The sequence below is a fragment of the Vibrio sp. VP6 genome, assembly GCF_028823755.1.
Taxonomy (GTDB): domain Bacteria; phylum Pseudomonadota; class Gammaproteobacteria; order Enterobacterales; family Vibrionaceae; genus Vibrio; species Vibrio parahaemolyticus.
The window spans coordinates 1-17,550 of the sequence record NZ_JAPEID010000028.1 but is presented as its reverse complement, the minus strand read 5'-3'; the positions used below and the strand labels follow the sequence as shown (position 1 = coordinate 17,550).

At 46.0% G+C, this 17,550-nt stretch carries 13 protein-coding genes and 1 tRNA gene; 7 read left to right on the top strand and 7 right to left on the bottom strand.

Going from position 1 to position 17,550, the window contains the following annotated elements:
- The first annotated feature begins 371 nt into the window (after positions 1-371).
- Positions 372-1,772 carry a tryptophanase gene (locus tag OU793_RS16865; protein ID WP_005497894.1) on the top strand — a complete coding sequence of 467 codons (1,401 nt, stop codon included), beginning with the start codon at positions 372-374 and terminating at the stop codon, positions 1,770-1,772.
- Positions 1,773-1,890: 118 nt separating this feature from the next.
- Here the strand turns inward: OU793_RS16865 and OU793_RS16860 are convergent, their stop codons facing one another.
- Together OU793_RS16860 and OU793_RS16855 are read right to left on the bottom strand one after the other, a co-directional pair.
- Positions 1,891-2,502 carry a DUF2913 family protein gene (locus tag OU793_RS16860; RefSeq protein ID WP_029853506.1) on the bottom strand — a complete coding sequence of 204 codons (612 nt, stop codon included), beginning with the start codon at positions 2,500-2,502 and terminating at the stop codon, positions 1,891-1,893.
- 32 nt (positions 2,503-2,534) lie between these two features.
- Positions 2,535-2,618, bottom strand: a tRNA-Leu gene (locus tag OU793_RS16855).
- Between the two features lie 563 nt (positions 2,619-3,181).
- Here OU793_RS16855 and OU793_RS16850 point away from each other — a divergent pair.
- Positions 3,182-4,390 carry a NupC/NupG family nucleoside CNT transporter gene (locus OU793_RS16850; protein WP_109884570.1) on the top strand — a complete coding sequence of 403 codons (1,209 nt, stop codon included), beginning with the start codon at positions 3,182-3,184 and terminating at the stop codon, positions 4,388-4,390.
- Positions 4,391-4,499: 109 nt separating this feature from the next.
- Here OU793_RS16850 and OU793_RS16845 read toward each other — a convergent pair whose 3' ends face one another.
- Both OU793_RS16845 and OU793_RS16840 read right to left on the bottom strand, forming a co-directional pair.
- Positions 4,500-5,594, bottom strand: a complete 1,095-nt coding sequence (locus tag OU793_RS16845; protein ID WP_025605920.1) for a DUF3541 domain-containing protein — start codon at positions 5,592-5,594, stop codon at positions 4,500-4,502.
- 69 nt (positions 5,595-5,663) lie between these two features.
- Positions 5,664-6,269 (bottom strand): alpha-ketoglutarate-dependent dioxygenase AlkB, encoded by a 606-nt coding sequence (locus tag OU793_RS16840; protein ID WP_159404268.1) that lies wholly within the window; start codon positions 6,267-6,269, stop codon positions 5,664-5,666.
- Between the two features lie 137 nt (positions 6,270-6,406).
- Here OU793_RS16840 and OU793_RS16835 point away from each other — a divergent pair, with 137 nt between their 5' ends.
- Complete coding sequence (locus OU793_RS16835) at positions 6,407-7,762, top strand: diguanylate cyclase (RefSeq protein ID WP_140084980.1); 1,356 nt, start codon at positions 6,407-6,409, stop codon at positions 7,760-7,762.
- 90 nt (positions 7,763-7,852) lie between these two features.
- On the opposite strand, the gene OU793_RS16830 is transcribed toward OU793_RS16835, so the two are convergent.
- Together OU793_RS16830 and OU793_RS16825 are read right to left on the bottom strand one after the other, a co-directional pair.
- Positions 7,853-9,850, bottom strand: a complete 1,998-nt coding sequence (locus OU793_RS16830; protein WP_025624672.1) for a methyl-accepting chemotaxis protein — start codon at positions 9,848-9,850, stop codon at positions 7,853-7,855.
- Positions 9,851-10,247: 397 nt separating this feature from the next.
- The gene (locus tag OU793_RS16825; protein WP_005479975.1) at positions 10,248-11,804 is read right to left on the bottom strand and encodes a DUF3612 domain-containing protein; all 1,557 of its coding nucleotides are present in this window, start codon (positions 11,802-11,804) and stop codon (positions 10,248-10,250) included.
- A gap of 174 nt (positions 11,805-11,978) precedes the next feature.
- Here OU793_RS16825 and OU793_RS16820 point away from each other — a divergent pair, with 174 nt between their 5' ends.
- On the top strand, positions 11,979-12,557 hold the full coding sequence (locus OU793_RS16820; RefSeq protein WP_005484284.1) for a malate synthase: 579 nt from the start codon (positions 11,979-11,981) through the stop codon (positions 12,555-12,557).
- A gap of 125 nt (positions 12,558-12,682) precedes the next feature.
- Here the strand turns inward: OU793_RS16820 and OU793_RS16815 are convergent, their stop codons facing one another.
- Positions 12,683-13,696 (bottom strand): GGDEF domain-containing protein, encoded by a 1,014-nt coding sequence (locus OU793_RS16815; protein ID WP_015312837.1) that lies wholly within the window; start codon positions 13,694-13,696, stop codon positions 12,683-12,685.
- Between the two features lie 320 nt (positions 13,697-14,016).
- Here OU793_RS16815 and OU793_RS16810 point away from each other — a divergent pair, with 320 nt between their 5' ends.
- The 3 genes from OU793_RS16810 to OU793_RS16800 all read left to right on the top strand — a co-directional run.
- Positions 14,017-15,336, top strand: coding sequence for a DASH family cryptochrome (locus tag OU793_RS16810; RefSeq protein ID WP_140103167.1), 1,320 nt, complete (start codon positions 14,017-14,019; stop codon positions 15,334-15,336).
- An 18-nt stretch (positions 15,337-15,354) separates the two neighbouring features.
- Entirely contained in the window at positions 15,355-16,899 is a 1,545-nt protein-coding gene (locus OU793_RS16805; RefSeq protein WP_140103166.1) for a cryptochrome/photolyase family protein, read from the top strand.
- On the top strand, positions 16,899-17,550 hold a 652-nt coding region (locus tag OU793_RS16800; protein WP_274647808.1), incomplete at its 3' end, for an SDR family oxidoreductase. The genes OU793_RS16805 and OU793_RS16800, both read left to right, overlap by 1 nt.

The window sequence follows — 17,550 nt, the reverse complement described above, 5'->3', positions numbered from 1 at the left end:
TGTGTTGCTTTACATAATGAGAAGAAGTTGGAACGGAAAGTCGTACAAAATAGTGGTGAGTCCTTTCGATACATAAATGAGCGCCGCTTCACTGAAATTTGTCCGAAAAGTGCACTATATTGAAAGAGTCAGAGACATGGGGTTTCTGGCTTTTCTTTTATCAGGAGGACGAAGACGATGAGAATTAAGGATATTCTCGATAGCCGTTTGGTGCTGTCGTTCTGGTACAACCTAGACTACTGCTTGTCTCTTCTTAGCAAAATCTCTTCTCGTTAATTTCCTCAATGCTCTCGCATTGAAAAGCATCTGATCTATCTGTTTTCTATTCTTACGCTTTAACGCGTAGGGCCATGCGTACAAGGAAATTAACAATGAAACGTATTCCAGAACCTTTCCGTATCAAAATGGTTGAGCCAATCAAAATGACCACGTTGGCTGACCGAGAAATCGCTCTCAAAGAAGCGGGTTACAACCCATTTTTATTGCGCAGTGATGACGTGTATATCGATTTGCTTACCGATTCCGGCACAGGTGCCATGAGCGATAACCAGTGGGCTGGCATTATGTTGGGGGATGAGTCTTACGCGGGTAGTCGTAACTACTACAACTTATGCAGCGCAGTGGAGCATTTTTTCGGCTACAAACTGACCGTGCCTGCACACCAAGGCCGAGGGGCGGAGCAGATATTGTTCCCTGCTCTGATTGAACGTATGCGCCAAGTACGTGGCGGTGAAACGCCGGTGTTCATCTCGAACTATCACTTTGATACCACTGCGGGGCATATTGAGCTCAACGGCGGTAAGGCTATCAACGTTGTGACGGAAGAAGCGTTCGATACCACGACGCCTTACGATTGGAAAGGTAACTTCGACCTCAACAAACTGGTAGAAACGATTGAAGAGCATGGCTCGCAGAACATCTGTGCCATCATCACGACAGTGACGTGTAACAGTTCGGGTGGCCAACCGGTATCGATGGAAAACATGCGCAGCGTGTACGAAATTGCCACCAAATACGATATCCCAGTGGTGATTGACTCGGCTCGCTATTGTGAGAATGCTTATTTCATCAAACAGCGTGAAGAAGGCTACGCTGACAAATCGATTTTGGAAATCATTCGTGAAATGTATCAATACGGCGATATGCTCACGATGTCTGCCAAGAAAGATCCAATGGTGAACATTGGTGGCATGTGTTGTATTCGTGATCATCAAGAGTTGTTCCAAGCGGTGCAAACGCGCTGCGTTCCTATGGAAGGTTTTGTCACTTATGGCGGCATGGCTGGGCGCGATATGGAGGCTTTAGCCCGTGGCTTGTATGAGGGCGCGGATGAAGACTTCCTGCATTATCGAATCAGTCAGGTGCAATACTTGGGCGAGCGTCTGCGGGAGGGGGGAATTCCAATCCAATATCCAACTGGTGGCCATGCGGTGTTTGTTGATGCGGCGAAAATATTGCCGCACATTCCAGCCGATCAGTTCCCAGCACAAGCCTTGTGCAATGCGTTGTATCTGGAGGCTGGGATTCGAGCTGTTGAGATTGGCTCATTGTTGCTCGGACGTGACCCTGAAACGGGTGAACAGAAAGCCTCTGAGCTTGAATTAATGCGCTTAACGATTCCACGTCGAGTCTATACTAACGACCACATGGACTATATCGCGGATGCGTTGATCGAGTTGAAGAACCGAGCTCATGAATTGAAAGGTTTGACGTTCGAATATGAGCCTCCGGTTTTACGTCACTTTACGGCTCGCTTCCGTGAAATTGATTAACCTGAAGTAGGTTTGACACTTAGATAATTAGGTATCTAGGTACTTTAGTAAAGAGCAAAAGGCCGCGAGTGTCGCGGCCTTTTTTGATTTTGTCTGTTCAGTTCATTCCGAGCGGATATTACGCTAGCTCTAACGTGATGCGCACGAACTGTTCGTCTTGATATTGCACTTCATAATTGAATGTGCCACTGGCATAAATACTGCCAAGGAACAATGAGCGCTGACTCATTGGGCCACGGAAAAGCATCGAAATTGGTGCAATCATGGCGTTATTGTCGTCGAAATGTTGGTTTAAGTTATTTGATAACACACACAGCAAACAGCCATGCTGGTCATGCGATAGGTCGACATCTTCAGGACGAGAAAGCAGTACAGTGGTACCGAGTTTTTTCTCAATTTCGTTAATTAGTAGCAGGTAGCTATCTAAGTGAGGTTGCGGATTACTTGGTTTGTTCGCGTCAATGCAGCGTTCAAGTAAGGCTTCAAGGTCGCCATTTTCCCCTTTCGCCTGTTGAGTCAGAGACTTTAACGGCTTTTTAATCAGTTTGTAGCGATTGCTTTTCAGTTTAGGCTTTAGCCATTTTTGCAGCAGATCATTACGCTCTGTTGTAGGGAGAGGGCGTGAAGACGCATGGATTTTGAAGTGCAGGTGCAATAAGGCGTGCACTGCAAGCTCGCTCAGAAGTTGGTTAGCATCTGCGGATTGTCTTGCCTGCTTAGAACTTTGCATTACACTCAAACGAAATTTAAGAAGAAGGATAATGGTGCCGAGAGAGGGACTCGAACCCTCACACCTAAGGCACTAGCACCTCATGCTAGCGTGTCTACCAATTTCACCATCTCGGCATCATGATGCTCTGCATACACAGAGGCCTCAAAAAGAAGCACTCCAAATTGTATAACCAAACTCCATCTGTTGGCGAGAGTAAAATTGCTCATTTTTGGTGTTTCACGTTTGATTGCGTATTTATTGGCCGTTTTTGATCTTTTTACCATAAAGAACCGTCCCAATGCCCTTACTTTCCCTACCAGTATGGCTGCAAAATAGCAGGTTTGCATAAATTTTGAACGCTTGAACGTTTGCGTCAATAAATGTGATGAATATCTCGTTCGCTTGGCTATACTTGCGTCCCGTTTAAGCGGGAATTAGGGTTTAGTTGTTCAGGACCCTTACCCATACAAGCCGTCACAAGGAGCAGGTTGAGTTATAAACTCACCAGCAGTGAATGACCCCACGGACCGGACCAGCTAAGTTCAATTGCTTGTATAAGGTAAAAATTAAGATGTCGAACTATCCGTTCAGTCTACATTCTGGATCTACGAGTGCTTTACCACTCGATACGTTGTCCCTTTCTTCTGCCAATTCCTTTGGTTCTCTTTTCTTTTTCAACGTTCAGTAGGTCCGACTCATGAGTGTTCTATTTAGTTTATTTGGTATTGTTGCACTACTAGGTTGTGCTTTCCTACTGTCTGAGAGCCGTTCATCCATCAATTGGAAAACTGTGTCTCGCGCTTTGTTACTTCAGTTGGGCTTTGCCGCTCTGGTGCTTTATTTCCCTATGGGACAAGCCGCACTAGCGAGTTTAAGTAATGGCGTTGCCGGGTTATTAAGCTTTGCTGATGAAGGGATTCGATTCCTTTTTGGTGATCTCGCTTCTACTGGTTTCATCTTCGCTGTTCGCGTCCTTCCTATCATCATTTTCTTCAGCGCTCTTATCTCTGCCCTTTACTACTTGGGCATCATGCAAAAAGTAATTCAATTTATCGGCGGCGCTATCCAGAAATTCTTGGGTACCAGTAAAGCGGAATCACTCGTTGCAACGGGTAATATCTTCCTATCTCAAGGTGAGTCACCACTTCTTATTCGTCCGTTCCTATCAAACATGACTCGTTCTGAGCTATTTGCAGTAATGGCAGGTGGTATGGCATCGGTAGCGGGCAGTGTGCTTGGCGGCTATGCCGGCTTGGGTGTAGAGCTGAAATACCTTATCGCTGCGAGCTTCATGGCAGCGCCTGGTAGTTTGCTAATGGCGAAAATCATCGTTCCTGAGCGTCAGACGCCAAGCGATTACATCAACATTGAGCTAGACAAATCAGAAGAAAGTAACGTTATCGATGCACTAGCAAGCGGTGCGATGGGCGGTATGAAAGTCGCAGTGGCTGTCGGTACTATGCTGATTGCTTTTGTGAGTGTGATTGCGATGGTGAACACAGGCCTAGAAAACCTAGGTGAAATGTTTGGTTTTGCTGGTGTAACACTGCAAGCGATTTTGGGTTACCTATTTGCACCACTAGCATGGTTGATTGGTGTGCCAAGCCACGAGATCCTAGCGGCTGGTTCTTACATTGGTCAGAAAGTTGTAATGAACGAATTTGTGGCGTTCATTGACTTCGTACAGCACAAAGCGACACTGTCTGAGCACACTCAAGTGATCATCACATTCGCTCTATGTGGTTTCGCGAACATCGGTTCGATTGCGATTCAGCTAGGTTCTATCGGTGTGATGGCACCTGAACGTCGTAAAGATGTAGCAAGCATGGGTCTTAAAGCGGTAGCTGCTGGTACGCTAGCGAACCTAATGAGCGCATGTCTAGCAGGTATCTTTATCTCGCTTTAATATGATTGAGCAATAAATGAAAACCCGCCGATGTGGCGGGTTTTTTTATGGTGTTGGGAAAGCTGTGTGAGTCAGTGCAAGAGCATTCCCGAACCATGTTTATTCGATGTTATTTGGGGGATTTAGGTACTAACCCATAAGGGATCGATTTGAACGCTTTCGGGTGCGCTTGATATGTTGGTGCCTTGTGCACACCTTTCCAATCTAAAAGCATAATCGCGAGCACATTGCGATGTTCCCCATACTTTAGATCAAAGTCACCATCAACGGATGGAATCATCCCTTGTTCGGTGCTGATGGCATCTCGAATCGCTTGGCGTGTTTTCTCAACGACGGGATCGTGGTCAAGGCCAGCCAGCAAAAATGAAATACCTACTTCGGCAATGATGTCTTCTTTTGCTCGCAATAAAATCGTGTCGATGTTGTCGCGGAAGTAATCATAAATCCATTGATGATCCGCTTCATTCACGCGCTTTTGATAATACTGAGAGTCGGCAAAGATGATGTGCGTCATGCCATAGATTTTGTTGCCGTATTGCTGAGCAGAGAGCTTTTTATCATTGTCGTCGGGGTAGGTCGATCGGAATGCTTCAATGAACGCGTTCACCACATCTTGTTCACCCAGTTGACGCAGCCAATAGACCTGATTTGCCAACTGCGCTGCCCATGCCTCAATCATCTCTTTATCGGTGGCGTAGCGAGTAAAATCGTAACGACGAATGATTTCTCGCAGTGTTTTATCTTGTTGGTGCTTTAAGCCGTACTCATCTGCTCTCGCCATCGCGCCCAGTAAATCGACGCCAAGATACAAATATTCAGGGTGATGTTTTGTTACGGTATAACGACGTTGACTGCGCTCGTCCTCTTTTTCTTGGTAGCGAGTAAGCCGCTCAGAGGAGTACAAAATGATGTCTTCTGGTTTGACGACGTCATTCGCGAAGCGATTCAATCGGCTTGCGACTTGAGCCATGTCTGTCCAAATGGTTGCGTAGTATTTTTCATCTAAGGTTTGGCGGAACATACGCAGCCCAAAGTGGCCTTCCTTAAAGGGAGGAAGCGTGAATAACTCACGTTCGTATGTGTCGCGAATCAGCTGTGCTGATTGAGAGTAATTAAGTGCAGGTATCTCTTCTTGAGATGCCTGAACATTCAAGATGAGTGAGCAAGAGAGCAAGACCGCCAAGCTGATAGGTTTGATACGCATAAATCCATTCCCTGATATAACCTGGATGTAAACTTATCATCAATGTTTGTTAAGAATGTAAAACCTGAGTCAATAGTTCAAAATATGTCTAAAAGTCAGGTTGATACGTTCTCCTTTTGGTTTGGCTGTTTTGGGAACGCAGTGTCTCCAATGGTGCTGAAGCTCCCCAGCCATGATCAATAATGCGCCGTGGCCGAGCTCATATTCTATTTGAGTTTTACAATGTAAATTTCGTAGCACAAATCGGCGCGTATCACCTAAGTTCAACGAGGCGATCACCGGGTTTCTGCCCAGCTCTGGTTCATTATCTTGGTGCCACCCCATCGAATCCTGACCGTCGCGATACAGATTCGCCAATACAGAGTTGAACGCGGTGTTGGCAAGGCTTTCACAGCGAGCCTTGAGTGATAAAAGCTCAGACGTCCAAGGGTGAGGTGCCATGGTTAAACCCGAATAGGTGTAAGGCGCATCGCCATGCCAAGTCTGCAAACGAGGTTGAAGTACCGATTTCCCGAAAATGGTTATGCGTTCTTGTTGCCAAGGCAAGGTACTCATAAGCGTTGAAAAGTACGTATCCGCTTCTTGCTGAGAAAGAAAGTTTGGCTGATAAAAGAGCTTACCTTGGCGTACCTCTTGCCAATCCGTACTTTCAAATAAATCGCCTTGTCCTTGCATCCCGTTGCCTATTTAAACCATAAAAATTTCAGATAATTATTACCTTTGCAAAGGCTATTGGTTATTCTTGTAGATAATAAGAATTTTAACAATAAAAGAATAATTCTCGTAGTAACGGACGAGCTAGTGGGGAGCTAATGCGTTATTCACCCAGAAAGCAGTGCTATTTTGCGCTGTTCTTTTTCGCTTTTGTTGCCTTGTGTGTTGGTGTTATTGAGCTGTTGCATCAGAATCAGCAAGACCTTCAGCAAGAGCGCGTGCAAGTTGAAGCCAAAGAACAACTCTCTATCCTCCGCTCCAATTTGGAAGCGGTACTCATGGCTGATATTTACAAAGCCAGCACATTAGCGACGCTAATCACTTTGCTGCCAAATAGCGAAGAAGAGGAGCTAAGCATTGCCGCCGATCGTATTCTTAACAAAAGTAAGCACATCACGGTCATCGGTATTGCGGAAAATGATGTAATTAGCCATATATTCCCAACTCAAGGCAACGAGCGCGTCCTTGGTCTGGATTACCGTAAAGTACCAGCGCAATGGGTACAAGTTCAAAAAGCGAAAGATATTCAAGAGATTTTCATCGCGGGGCCGGTGTCGCTTGTTCAAGGTGGGCGAGGGCTTATTGTACGCGTGCCAGTATTTCGAGACCCACCAATCAACAAAGAGTATTGGGGTGTGATCAGCGCTGTGGTGGATTTTGATGGTTTAATGCGAGAGACCGGCGTATTCGACTTCTCATACCATTATCCTTTGACGATACGCGGTTATGACAGCGGCGGCGAATATGGGGATATGTTCTTTGGTGATCCTAATCAAACGGGCAAATTGTACGCCAAAGAGCATGTGCACTTCCCTTATGGTGGCTGGAGCATGGCGGCCTACGCGGGTGGTCAGCTTGAGCAACAAATTTCGTGGTTTGAGCTGAACATCGTTAGAATCATTGGCTATCCCATTCTTATTGCTCTGAGTATTGCGTTGATCGTGATTTACCGTTTGTACATCATCGCCGACGACCGTGCGCTGCATGATGAACTGACGCATTTGCCCAATCGCCGTTACTTTATGCAGTCATACAAGCAGCAGTTTGAAATCGCTAAGCGCTATAAAAAACGTTACAGCTTTGCGTTGATCAATATAGATCTAGACCGATTCAAACACATCAATGATACCTTCGGCCATGACGCGGGTGACAAGGTGTTGATTGCCACCGCAGAGCGCATCAAAAGCAGCTTGAGACGTTCAGACATGGTCGCGCGAATGGGCGGTGACGAGTTTTTAGTGGTCGTACACAATTTGGGAATGGAAGAGCACGTGCGGAAGTTACTGCAAAAGCTCAGGTTGGCGTTGTGTTCGACGCCCGTTATTTATGACGAAGAGCTGATTTACCTACGCGTGAGCATTGGTTACGCCATCTTCGATCCGCAAATGACTTCTCCAGAACAAATGATGAAAATCGCCGACGAACGGATGTATCAACAAAAACACGGCGGATAAAAAACAAAGCCCAGATTGATTCTGGGCTTTGTTGTATTTACAGAGTGAGAAAGATAGGGAAGGCAGAAAACTGCGTCCCCCAAGAATTCTCTATGCCAATTTGAAAGCACTTAGCTGGTGTTTTAGCTCCTTCGCTTCAGCTTGGTAACCGGAAACAATCTGGTTCAAGTCATCAGCGTGCTGACCCGTTTTGTGCGCGATGCTCGCCAATACGTCGATATCTTGGTCGATGGCTTCACATGCTTTAGATTGCTCAATGGTCGAGTGCGTAATGGTGCTGATGTGATTGTTCACGTGTTCGATGCTGCTTTCGAGTAAAGACACACTCTCATTCACTTGTTGCACGGATTCAAACGTGTCGTCACTGGCTTGTTTGCTCTTTGCCATGCTTTCTACTGAGAAACGGGTTTTTTCGCCAATTTGGTCCAACAGTTTGCTGATGTTCTCGGTAGCTTCTTGGCTGCGCTGCGCCAAATCACGCACTTCAGAAGAGACAACCGCGAAGCCGCGACCATGTTCGCCCGCACGAGCGGCTTCAATTGCTGCGTTAAGGGCTAATAAGTTGGTTTGTTCAGAAACGCTGTTGATGGTCTCGACTATTTGGCCAATGCTCTGCGTGTCGTTCGCCAATTCTGCCATGCATTGTTCAGTGGCGTTGATTTGCTCCAACAAGCTTTGCACGGAGCGGTAAGACAATTCACTTTGGGTCTGGCAGTCGACCACTTTGTTATTCATGGTTGTGGTGTCACCCATTGCGCGCTCTGCGGACTGAGCGATTTCCACACTCGATTGTGCGAGTTCAGTCATCGCGGTTGCGATGTTGTCGCACTTAGCGATGGTAGAGCGGCTACTGCTATCAAGATCCTGCGCAGATTCAACAATGTTTTGTAGTCGATTTGAGCTCTCGTTATTGGTCTTAGTGACGTCAAACAGCAGCTTTCTGAAGTTAGAGATCAAGGCATTAATGCTGTTCGAGATGGAAGCGATTTCATCTTTGCCGCGAGAATCGAGTTCAACCGTCATATCGTGGTGCTCAGACATACTGCGCAGGGTTTGTTTCAGGCGACCAACGCGGCTTCGTAGGCTTGCAACCAACCCCCACACCATCATGATCATAAGCAGAGAAATCACAGCAGTCGAAGCCATCAACAAGTTGCGATTTAACGTGGCTTGCTGCGCGGAATGTTCTGCTGCACTGAGCATCTGATCAACCATTTGGTTACGCAACTGGTTCATGAGACCGATGCGCTCGGTTGCCATAGGAAACCATTCCGTTGCTTGAGGCCCCTGAATGTTGTCTAGGTTGGCACTCTGGTTAAGGAAGGATTGCTGTACTTGTTCAACCTTCTTCCACACAGGATTGCTTTGGTGCGATTGCAATGACTGTCGATATTGTTCTGGGAACGCAATTTGCGCTTTTCTTGATGCGTAATCCCCCGATTGGATGTATCCCTCAATGTTGGAGAACAAAACAGATGTGGCGCTTCCTTTCGCAAATACCCCATTAAGTGCGCCGCGTGCTTGGCCTGCACGCTCTTTCATCACGATTACAGAGATCAACGCATCGCCAAGTGTACCTAGCTCTCGGCTTTGAGTCTGTGCAATCAAAATGTCGATGTTGTCGATGATGAGCTGATTCAGGTTGGAGTAATAACCAAAAGGTGCAATTTGAGGCGAAAGGCGATCAACCCCTTGTCGAACCTGATTGAGTCGATTGAGCTGCACTTGGACATCTTGGAGTAAGTCGTAGCTATCGCTGCTGCTAATTAATGGCGTGTTAAGTTGAACCAATGAATTGACCGCGTCATCGACTTTTTTTCTTTGCTGAGTCAGCTTTTGCACGATTTCAGTTTTGCCTTGGCTACCCAGCACGCCGGCTGTTAGTCCACGCTCGACAGCGAGATTATGCGCAAGGTTGTCGTAGTGGGTGATTAAGGTCACTAGCTGCTGATCTTTCAGGGCTTGGTGGGACTGAGTGTTTAAATTGATGGTGTGCTGAACCGCAAGAAAAATAGCAAGTAATAATGGGACGCCTGCAACAACACTGACCATGATATAGAGGGGAAACTGACGAACGAACGCAAACATAGAGCTCTCCTAGGTACCAACCGTGAAATCCATTTACTGAGGTATTTTTCCTCATTAATTAGCAGTATAGGGTAAAAATATGAAAGCTAATGGATAATCATAAAGTAGTAGTTGGTTTTTTGCTGAGAAAGTGATTAGTAGCAATGTAACAAGTGGTATATTTGCATGTTATTGCATTTTGCAAATGCAATTTGCGAAAGTGCTGGTTAATAATGCGTCGATATGCACCTGGATCTATTAAAAAACGGCTTTTTTAAAGTTGGCACGCATCGTGCTTTATCTAGAGTGACCCTTATTAAGCCGAGGGTCACCTAGCCAACTGACGTTGTTAGTGAATACACATTGTTCACAAGTATATACCGCCAATCACCTTTCTTGTGATTGGCGTTTTTTCTTTCTAGAGACCGATAATATTCACATTGTCACCCGTCTCGTCCGCTTCCCCGCATTTGCTGTAACAGCTTGGTTGTCTTGGACATACCGCCCCTCTTGAACAAATCAATCTTGCTTGGCTTTGAATGCCGCGTTCTATCCAATTGATATTTAAGATTTTAGCGATCGTAGTTAAGTCTTTTTTGATATGAGGCGGAATAACACTGCTTCCGCCGGAAGCGACACAGAGAGACTTCAACTCTTCCGCTATGGAAACCGCATCACCGCCTTGTGCTGAAATCGCAGGGTTTAAATCTATCCCCGCACACAACACTCGGTTGTTCCCCGCCGGGTCAAATACGTTGACCGATTCGCAGCAATAAATGCGTGGCTCGTCACCCACATTCAAAATCGAGATTTGCGCAGAGCTCGTATCTAAAGGTTGGGATAGGCGTCTGAATACCGCCCAGTGTTGGCATGGGTCATTCACTTTGCGCATGTTGCCCCAAGGAAGTGGGATGCCATTCCCTCGATACACGGCTTTAAGCTTGCCCGGCCCGTACGCGTCGAAATAGTGCCAATGGGGATATGGTGACACAACGGTCATGCGGCGCATCGCAACGGATGGCGAAACGCCTGCTTTTTTATGAACATCAATTTCGTAACCGGAGCGGTCGAGCAACTGACGAAATGGCACTTTAGGGCAAAGCAGAGCTCCTGCAAAAAAGCTGGACTCAAAGTCTCGCCAAGCTTGCAGAATGTCTTGCGAATTTAGCTCAGAGTTCGAAACGGGGCTGTCCATTTGTTCCCAGTTATTCTGATGTCCGATGGAGAGCACGTTATTCATCGCGTCGCTGCTGTGCAATACGCGGTGGCCAATGTATACCGATAAGTCGTATTTTAAACGGGTAGGGTAGTCGCGCATCCGTTTGTTGAGATAAATGGTGCCCGGAGGTTCCATGAATGACGTAATCAATTGCTTGGCGTTTACGCCCAATTCATCGATGACATCTTGAGGTGCTCGGTCAACCCAGCGGATATCCAAGCCCATACTTTTGGCAATGTCGATCAAATCCTCAACCGACAAATTAAGGCGCTTCAATCCCACTTCTTCGGCGGCACGTTCTAAATCAGGAAAATGGTTTTGATGGTTCTCTTGGTGCGCGCGGATCAGCAAGTGAGCAAATTGACGACCTGTGATCCCGGTTTGAGACAGCATTTCTGGAATAGCAATCTGAAGAATGTCATTGGAAAACAGGAAGCTCGGTTCTAGCGCCATGCCATTAATCCCGCCTCGATTCCCTTTGTTGGGGGTAATGGCTTCTAATTCGGGCTCATCATCTAAAAACCACGCCGGATCTTTTTGAAAAACTTCTGCGATTACCTCGAGCATATCGATACTCGGGACGCGTTTTCCGCGCTCAATCATCGAAAGGTAAGAAACCGACGGCGCGTACTCAGGATTAATCCTTACACAACGGGCAGACAAATCTTCCATCGTTAAATGGTTGTTTTTTCTTAGGTTACGAATTTTCGTACCAAGAAAATGGGACTGACGAATAAGACTTTTTGACACAGACATTTTGTAAAATTCACATTGTAAAATTTTTGTTGTGAAATTGTAGTCAATATTTCGCTAGTCTACATAATGAGCAGGCAAGGAAATTAACCATAAACTTCACAGAATTGCCTGAAACTTAAATAAAGGATTTAAGTTTTTACTCTAGGACGAGTTTTTAAGTGCGAGGATATGACGATGAATATGCTGAACTTCGATAAAAAAGAGATGCAACAACAACAACGCCCATTTATCGCTGAAGCCGTATTTGCCGTCGAAGCGGTAAGTGCTGAGCAGCAGAGTGAGAAACAAGTAAAAGCGAAGCAACTACTAGACCGCATGTTCCCATTGGAGAACGGGTCGCACCAAGATGTATCAAGTTACGTGATTGATTACCGCCATGTTTTGGCTTATTTCAAAGACGGTACACACAGCGGCCTGAAAAGCCCAAAACACTTCGTGGCGTATACTGGTGAAAAGGAAGACCCAAAATCGATCTTGTTCAAAGATGATTCAGGCAACCACGTAGAAGTGCTGTTTGGTTGCCATAAAGGCACAGGTTGTGTGGAGTTGATGGACATCGATGACATCCAATTGGAAACTCGCATTACGTTCAATCCAGAGCTTACAGGCAATGCGCCAACCGCGATGCGTCATTGGATTAGTCTTATTAAAGGCGACAAGAAAGGCAAGCCGATGGCGTGTAGCGAAGACAAAGAGTACACCGCAAAAAATGGTGACGACTATGTTCTTAGCTACTGCTACAGCATTGATTAATCAAATATAAGCCCAAGTAGCCTGCTTTGGGTATGTAGGACGAGAAAGTAGAAACCCCGCGCTAAACAGTGCGGGGTTTCTTTATTTGTTCTAACCGTCTTTACTGTGTTGCCAGAGAGGTTAGCTTAGATAGGCATCACTCGGTTTCGACCGAGTTGTTTTGCTTCATAAAGCTGTTTATCGGCTTTGTTGACCAATGAATCTACGGTGTCACCAACTTCGAACTCTGCCACACCAAAAGAAGCGGTAATGCTATGAACTTGTGTGCCCGAGCGTTTATCACGTACGCGTAGCTTTTCAATCATGCGGCGCAGGGTATCGGCATATTGGCGGGCGATTCGTAGGGATTTGTTTGGCACAATTAACGCAAATTCTTCGCCGCCGAAGCGGTACGCACTCACACCATCGCGACAGCTTTGTTGCAGTCGACGCGCGATCGCTTTCAATACTGTGTCACCAAATAGGTGCCCATAGTTATCGTTGAACGCTTTAAAGTGGTCGATATCCAGCAAGATGAGAGTCATCGCCTGATTAGCGTTAATCAGCATGCTCAAATCAGTATCAAAGGCGCGACGATTGTAAAGATTAGAGAGTCCATCAAACAGCGCATCTTTTTGTACTTCGGCTAATTGATTCTTCAAACGAGAAATTTCTTCACTCGCATTGGTGAGTTGACGGTTTAAGAATTTAGTTGAGTGGCGAATCTCATGAGATTCAGCAACGAGTTGGCGGATCACCACCATCACTTCTTCGATGCTCAAGCTGTTGTCTTCAACTTTTTCTAATTTGTTGAAGCTCTTATCGACCATCGCAGAGAAAGAAGAGGTATCTGACAAAGTATCACTCATGGAGCTCGACACTTCATGTAATAGTACTTCTACGTTGGTTTTGAGATCTTCTAAACTGGTTTCTGCTCTACTGGCCACGTAGTTGTTGTAAAGCTGTTTGTTCGCTGCTGGTGGACAAATACCGTAGTGTTCTAACACTTCGTCCATCTCAAAATTGAGTTCTGGAATGGTTTTGTCTACGTAGGTATACCAAAGCGCGTAGTTTGCGGGGGTGGCAGCTACATGATTTTTGATCATTAGTGGCACCGCTTTTTTTAAGTTAGCGGTCGATTTCTTAAACTCGTCAGTCATTTCTGCGATGTTACTAGCAAAATGGAATTGGATTTAGATTACCGGATATTAACTAATATCGCTTTAATTTTTATCATTTTTGCTTGGTTTATATAAAAAAATGAGCAAATAGCGGTGATATTCATAAATCTGAAATTTGATTTTATAAAATCGCGGTTTAAAAAGTGAACGATTGAGGATGGAAATACGATTTGTCTCTTATGTTCACTATTCATGTAAAGAGCATGGAAAGCGCTGTAGTTAGTGAGAACGGATGATCCGCTTGCGATGCCGAGCGTAAAACAAATCAGTACATTTAGCTCCTCGCCTAAGGACGTTTTTTGAAAAAGAAAATAGGGCTTTACTGGTTTACGTTTGACCTAAGACTTCACGATAACTCGCTATTGGTTGATGCCTCATCTTTTCTGGATGAATTGGTTTGCTTGTATTGTCGCCCTTCAGTAACTCCTTTTCTCCATCATTTTGCTCAGGAGGCAGCGCTCGGACGAGCAAGGCAGAAATTTATCGATGCGTCTTTGTGCGAACTGAATGACGCACTCGGCCAATTAGGCCAGCGACTTTGGACGCTAGATTTACCCCCGTATCAAGCCCTCAAATATGCCATTCAATATTTGAGTGTCACTCATCTTTATGCAGACGAAATGGCTGGCTCGGATGAACAGAGCATATTGCACAAGCTGCAAGATGAATACCCACACCTTGTCATTGTTCAGCACTCTGTACGCAGTTTGTTCGACGAAAGCAAGCTGCCGTTTACGTTGCCTGATCTACCTGAGACTTTTACTCAGTTTAGAAAGTGCGTTGAAGGGATAGACATCGCCCACCCAGTAGATGCGCCGAGCCGCCTACCACCAATGCCAAAAGGCGCTCAACTGCCAACTTTATCCTCTTTTTACTTTGATGAGTCTGCGCTGTTTTCTGGCGGAGAATGGAGTGGTCTTGCGCATTGTCGGCGTTACTTTTCTTCTGGCTTGGCAAGCTCATATAAAGAGACGCGCAACGGACTCGACGGGATGGCGTATTCCACCAAATTTTCACCTTGGCTTGCGCTTGGTTGTGTGTCGCCAAGAATGATTTATGCCATGCTCAAACAGTATGAACAAACCCAGGGGGCGAATGATTCGACTTACTGGATTTACTTTGAATTGTTGTGGCGCGAATATTTTTATTGGTATGCAAGGTGTTATCAACAAAGGCTGTTTCGGTTTGGTGGCATTCGCAATCAACCGCCGTTAACCAGCTTTTATGCGCATCGTTTTCAGCAGTGGAAAAACGGCACCACACCGTATCCCATTGTCAACGCGTGTATGCACCAACTGAATCACACTGGTTATATGTCTAACCGTGGTCGCCAGTTGGTTGCAAGTTGCCTTGTTCATGAACTGGGGTTGGACTGGCGGTATGGCGCAGCCTACTTTGAAACGCAATTGATTGACTACGATGTCGGCTCGAATTGGGGAAACTGGCAATATTTAGCGGGAGTAGGGGCAGATCCGAGAGGCTCTCGTCAGTTTAATTTGGAGAAGCAGACACAAATGTACGACCCAAATCATGAGTTCATTGAACGATGGCAAGGGCGTGACAGCCGAGCGCAGCAAGACGTTGTCGATATGGTCGACTGGCCAATCGCAACGCAGTAAGAAAATGGAGATAAATAAATGCGTTATGACACGGTGCGATTGATTCTCGGCGACCAACTCAACAGCGAGCATTCTTGGTTTCAGCAAGCGGATGATACCGTGCTTTACTTGATTGCTGAGCTCAAGCAAGAAAACACTTACGTTACGCATCACATTCAAAAGGTGTGCGCTTTCTTCTCCGCGATGGCTATTTTTGCTCAAGAGAAGCAAGAACAAGGGCATCATGTTCTGCATCTAACTTTGGATGACACTGCCGCTTTTGACGATCTTGACCAAGTATTGCAGCACTACGTTCGTGAAGTAGGGGCAAGCAAATTTGAGTATCAACGGCCTGATGAATATCGACTGTTGGAACAACTGACCAAGTTGAAATTAGAAGGTGTTGTCAAACGTAGCGTCGATACCGAGCATTTTTTACTGCCTTTTGCAGAAATAGAACAGCAGTTCCCGCAAGGTAAACACATCATGATGGAGCACTTTTACCGACGGATGCGCAAGCGCTTTGATATTTTGATGCAAGACGGTAAGCCAGTGGGTGAAAAGTGGAATTACGATGCCAACAACCGTAATAAACTGAAAGCGAAAGATATCGAGCAATTACCCAAACCGCTGATGTTTAGCCTGAATGTTGACGAGATTGTAGAGCGATTAACGCGACACAAGATCTCGACCATTGGTTCACTCAATGGTGATTTGTTATGGCCAGTGAATCGCGCTCAAAGCCTATCTTTGCTCGCGCATTTTTGTCAGGTTTGTCTCCCTCACTTTGGTCGGTTTCAAGATGCGATGACGGCGGAGCACGAATCCAAATGGAGTTTGTACCACAGTCGTTTGTCGTTCTCGATGAACAGCAAGTTACTGCACCCCAAAGAGGTAATCGATGCTGCACTTAGTGCATACCAATCTAACAAACACATCGATATTGCGCAGGTAGAAGGATTCATTCGTCAGATCTTAGGTTGGCGGGAATTCATTCGGGGTGTGTACTGGGCGAATATGCCGCAGTATCCGCAGATAAATGAGCTCGAAGCATCACGTGATTTACCCGACTACTTTTGGACAGGAAAAACCAAGATGGCTTGTATGCGCAATGCAATAGGTCAGTCTCTCGATTATGCCTACGCCCATCATATTCAGCGTTTGATGGTGACGGGCAACTTTTGTTTGCTCACCGAGATGAATCCTGACCAAGTAGATGCTTGGTATCTAGGCATTTATGTCGATGCGATTGAGTGGGTAGAAATGCCCAATACACGTGGTATGGCATTGTTTGCCGATGGTGGCATTGTTGGCACCAAGCCTTATGCCGCAAGCGGGTCGTACATCAACAAAATGAGCGATTACTGTAAAGGTTGCCACTATGACAACAAGGCGCGCAGTGGTGAAGGCTCTTGTCCGTTTAATAGTCTTTATTGGCGATTTATGGACAAGCATGAAAAGCGACTCGCTACCAATCCACGCATCGGCATGATTTTCCGGTCTTGGGACAATATGGAAGCTTCGCAGCGCCAAGCGATTCTTGAGACGGCTGAACGCTATATCGCGGATTTGGAGCATTTGTGATGAACATTTTGATCGTCGGTGGAAACGGAGGGATTGGTTTGGCGATGGTCAAAGAAGCACTAGTGCGCTTTCCGCAGGCTCAAATTCACGCGACCTATCGGCGCACAAAATCCGATTATGAACATTCAGCCTTGATTTGGCACCAGGTCGATGTCACGGATGAAACGCAGGTCAAAAATTTGAGTCAAGCGGTTAATAGTATCGATTGGGTGATCAACTGTGTCGGTATGCTGCATACGCCAAACAAAGGTCCGGAGAAAAATCTCAGAATGGTGGAGCCTGACTTTTTCCTGCAAAACATCGCCGTTAACACCTTGTCAAGCATGTTACTCGCTAAGTATTTCACGCCACTTTTAAAGTGCAGTGGTGCACCGAAATTTGCGGTTGTATCGGCCAAAGTTGGCAGCATTAGCGACAATCATCTTGGCGGTTGGTACAGTTATCGAGCCTCGAAAGCCGCGCTGAATATGTTTCTCAAAACCATGTCGATTGAATGGCAACGCACGCTTAAAAATGGCGTGGTCTTGGCATTGCATCCGGGCACGACGGATACCGCGTTGTCTGAACCGTTTCAAGCTAATGTTCCTGAGGGTAAGTTGTTTACACCAGAGCGCGTTGCCAGTGATTTAATGGGGCAGATAGTAAAAGCCG

What these genes read in the sequence shown, in the direction of transcription:
- OU793_RS16840 (WP_159404268.1), bottom strand. Translation starts at nt 6,269, where the DNA reads ATGCAAGGACAAGGCGATTTATTTGAAAGTACGGATTGGCAAGAGGTA.
- OU793_RS16825 (WP_005479975.1), bottom strand. Translation starts at nt 11,804, where the DNA reads ATGTCTGTGTCAAAAAGTCTTATTCGTCAGTCCCATTTTCTTGGTACG.
- OU793_RS16865 (WP_005497894.1), top strand. Translation starts at nt 372, where the DNA reads ATGAAACGTATTCCAGAACCTTTCCGTATCAAAATGGTTGAGCCAATC.
- OU793_RS16815 (WP_015312837.1), bottom strand. Translation starts at nt 13,696, where the DNA reads ATGACTGACGAGTTTAAGAAATCGACCGCTAACTTAAAAAAAGCGGTG.
- OU793_RS16845 (WP_025605920.1), bottom strand. Translation starts at nt 5,594, where the DNA reads ATGCGTATCAAACCTATCAGCTTGGCGGTCTTGCTCTCTTGCTCACTC.
- OU793_RS16835 (WP_140084980.1), top strand. Translation starts at nt 6,407, where the DNA reads ATGCGTTATTCACCCAGAAAGCAGTGCTATTTTGCGCTGTTCTTTTTC.
- OU793_RS16805 (WP_140103166.1), top strand. Translation starts at nt 15,355, where the DNA reads ATGCGTTATGACACGGTGCGATTGATTCTCGGCGACCAACTCAACAGC.
- OU793_RS16860 (WP_029853506.1), bottom strand. Translation starts at nt 2,502, where the DNA reads ATGCAAAGTTCTAAGCAGGCAAGACAATCCGCAGATGCTAACCAACTT.
- OU793_RS16830 (WP_025624672.1), bottom strand. Translation starts at nt 9,850, where the DNA reads ATGTTTGCGTTCGTTCGTCAGTTTCCCCTCTATATCATGGTCAGTGTT.
- OU793_RS16820 (WP_005484284.1), top strand. Translation starts at nt 11,979, where the DNA reads ATGAATATGCTGAACTTCGATAAAAAAGAGATGCAACAACAACAACGC.
- OU793_RS16850 (WP_109884570.1), top strand. Translation starts at nt 3,182, where the DNA reads ATGAGTGTTCTATTTAGTTTATTTGGTATTGTTGCACTACTAGGTTGT.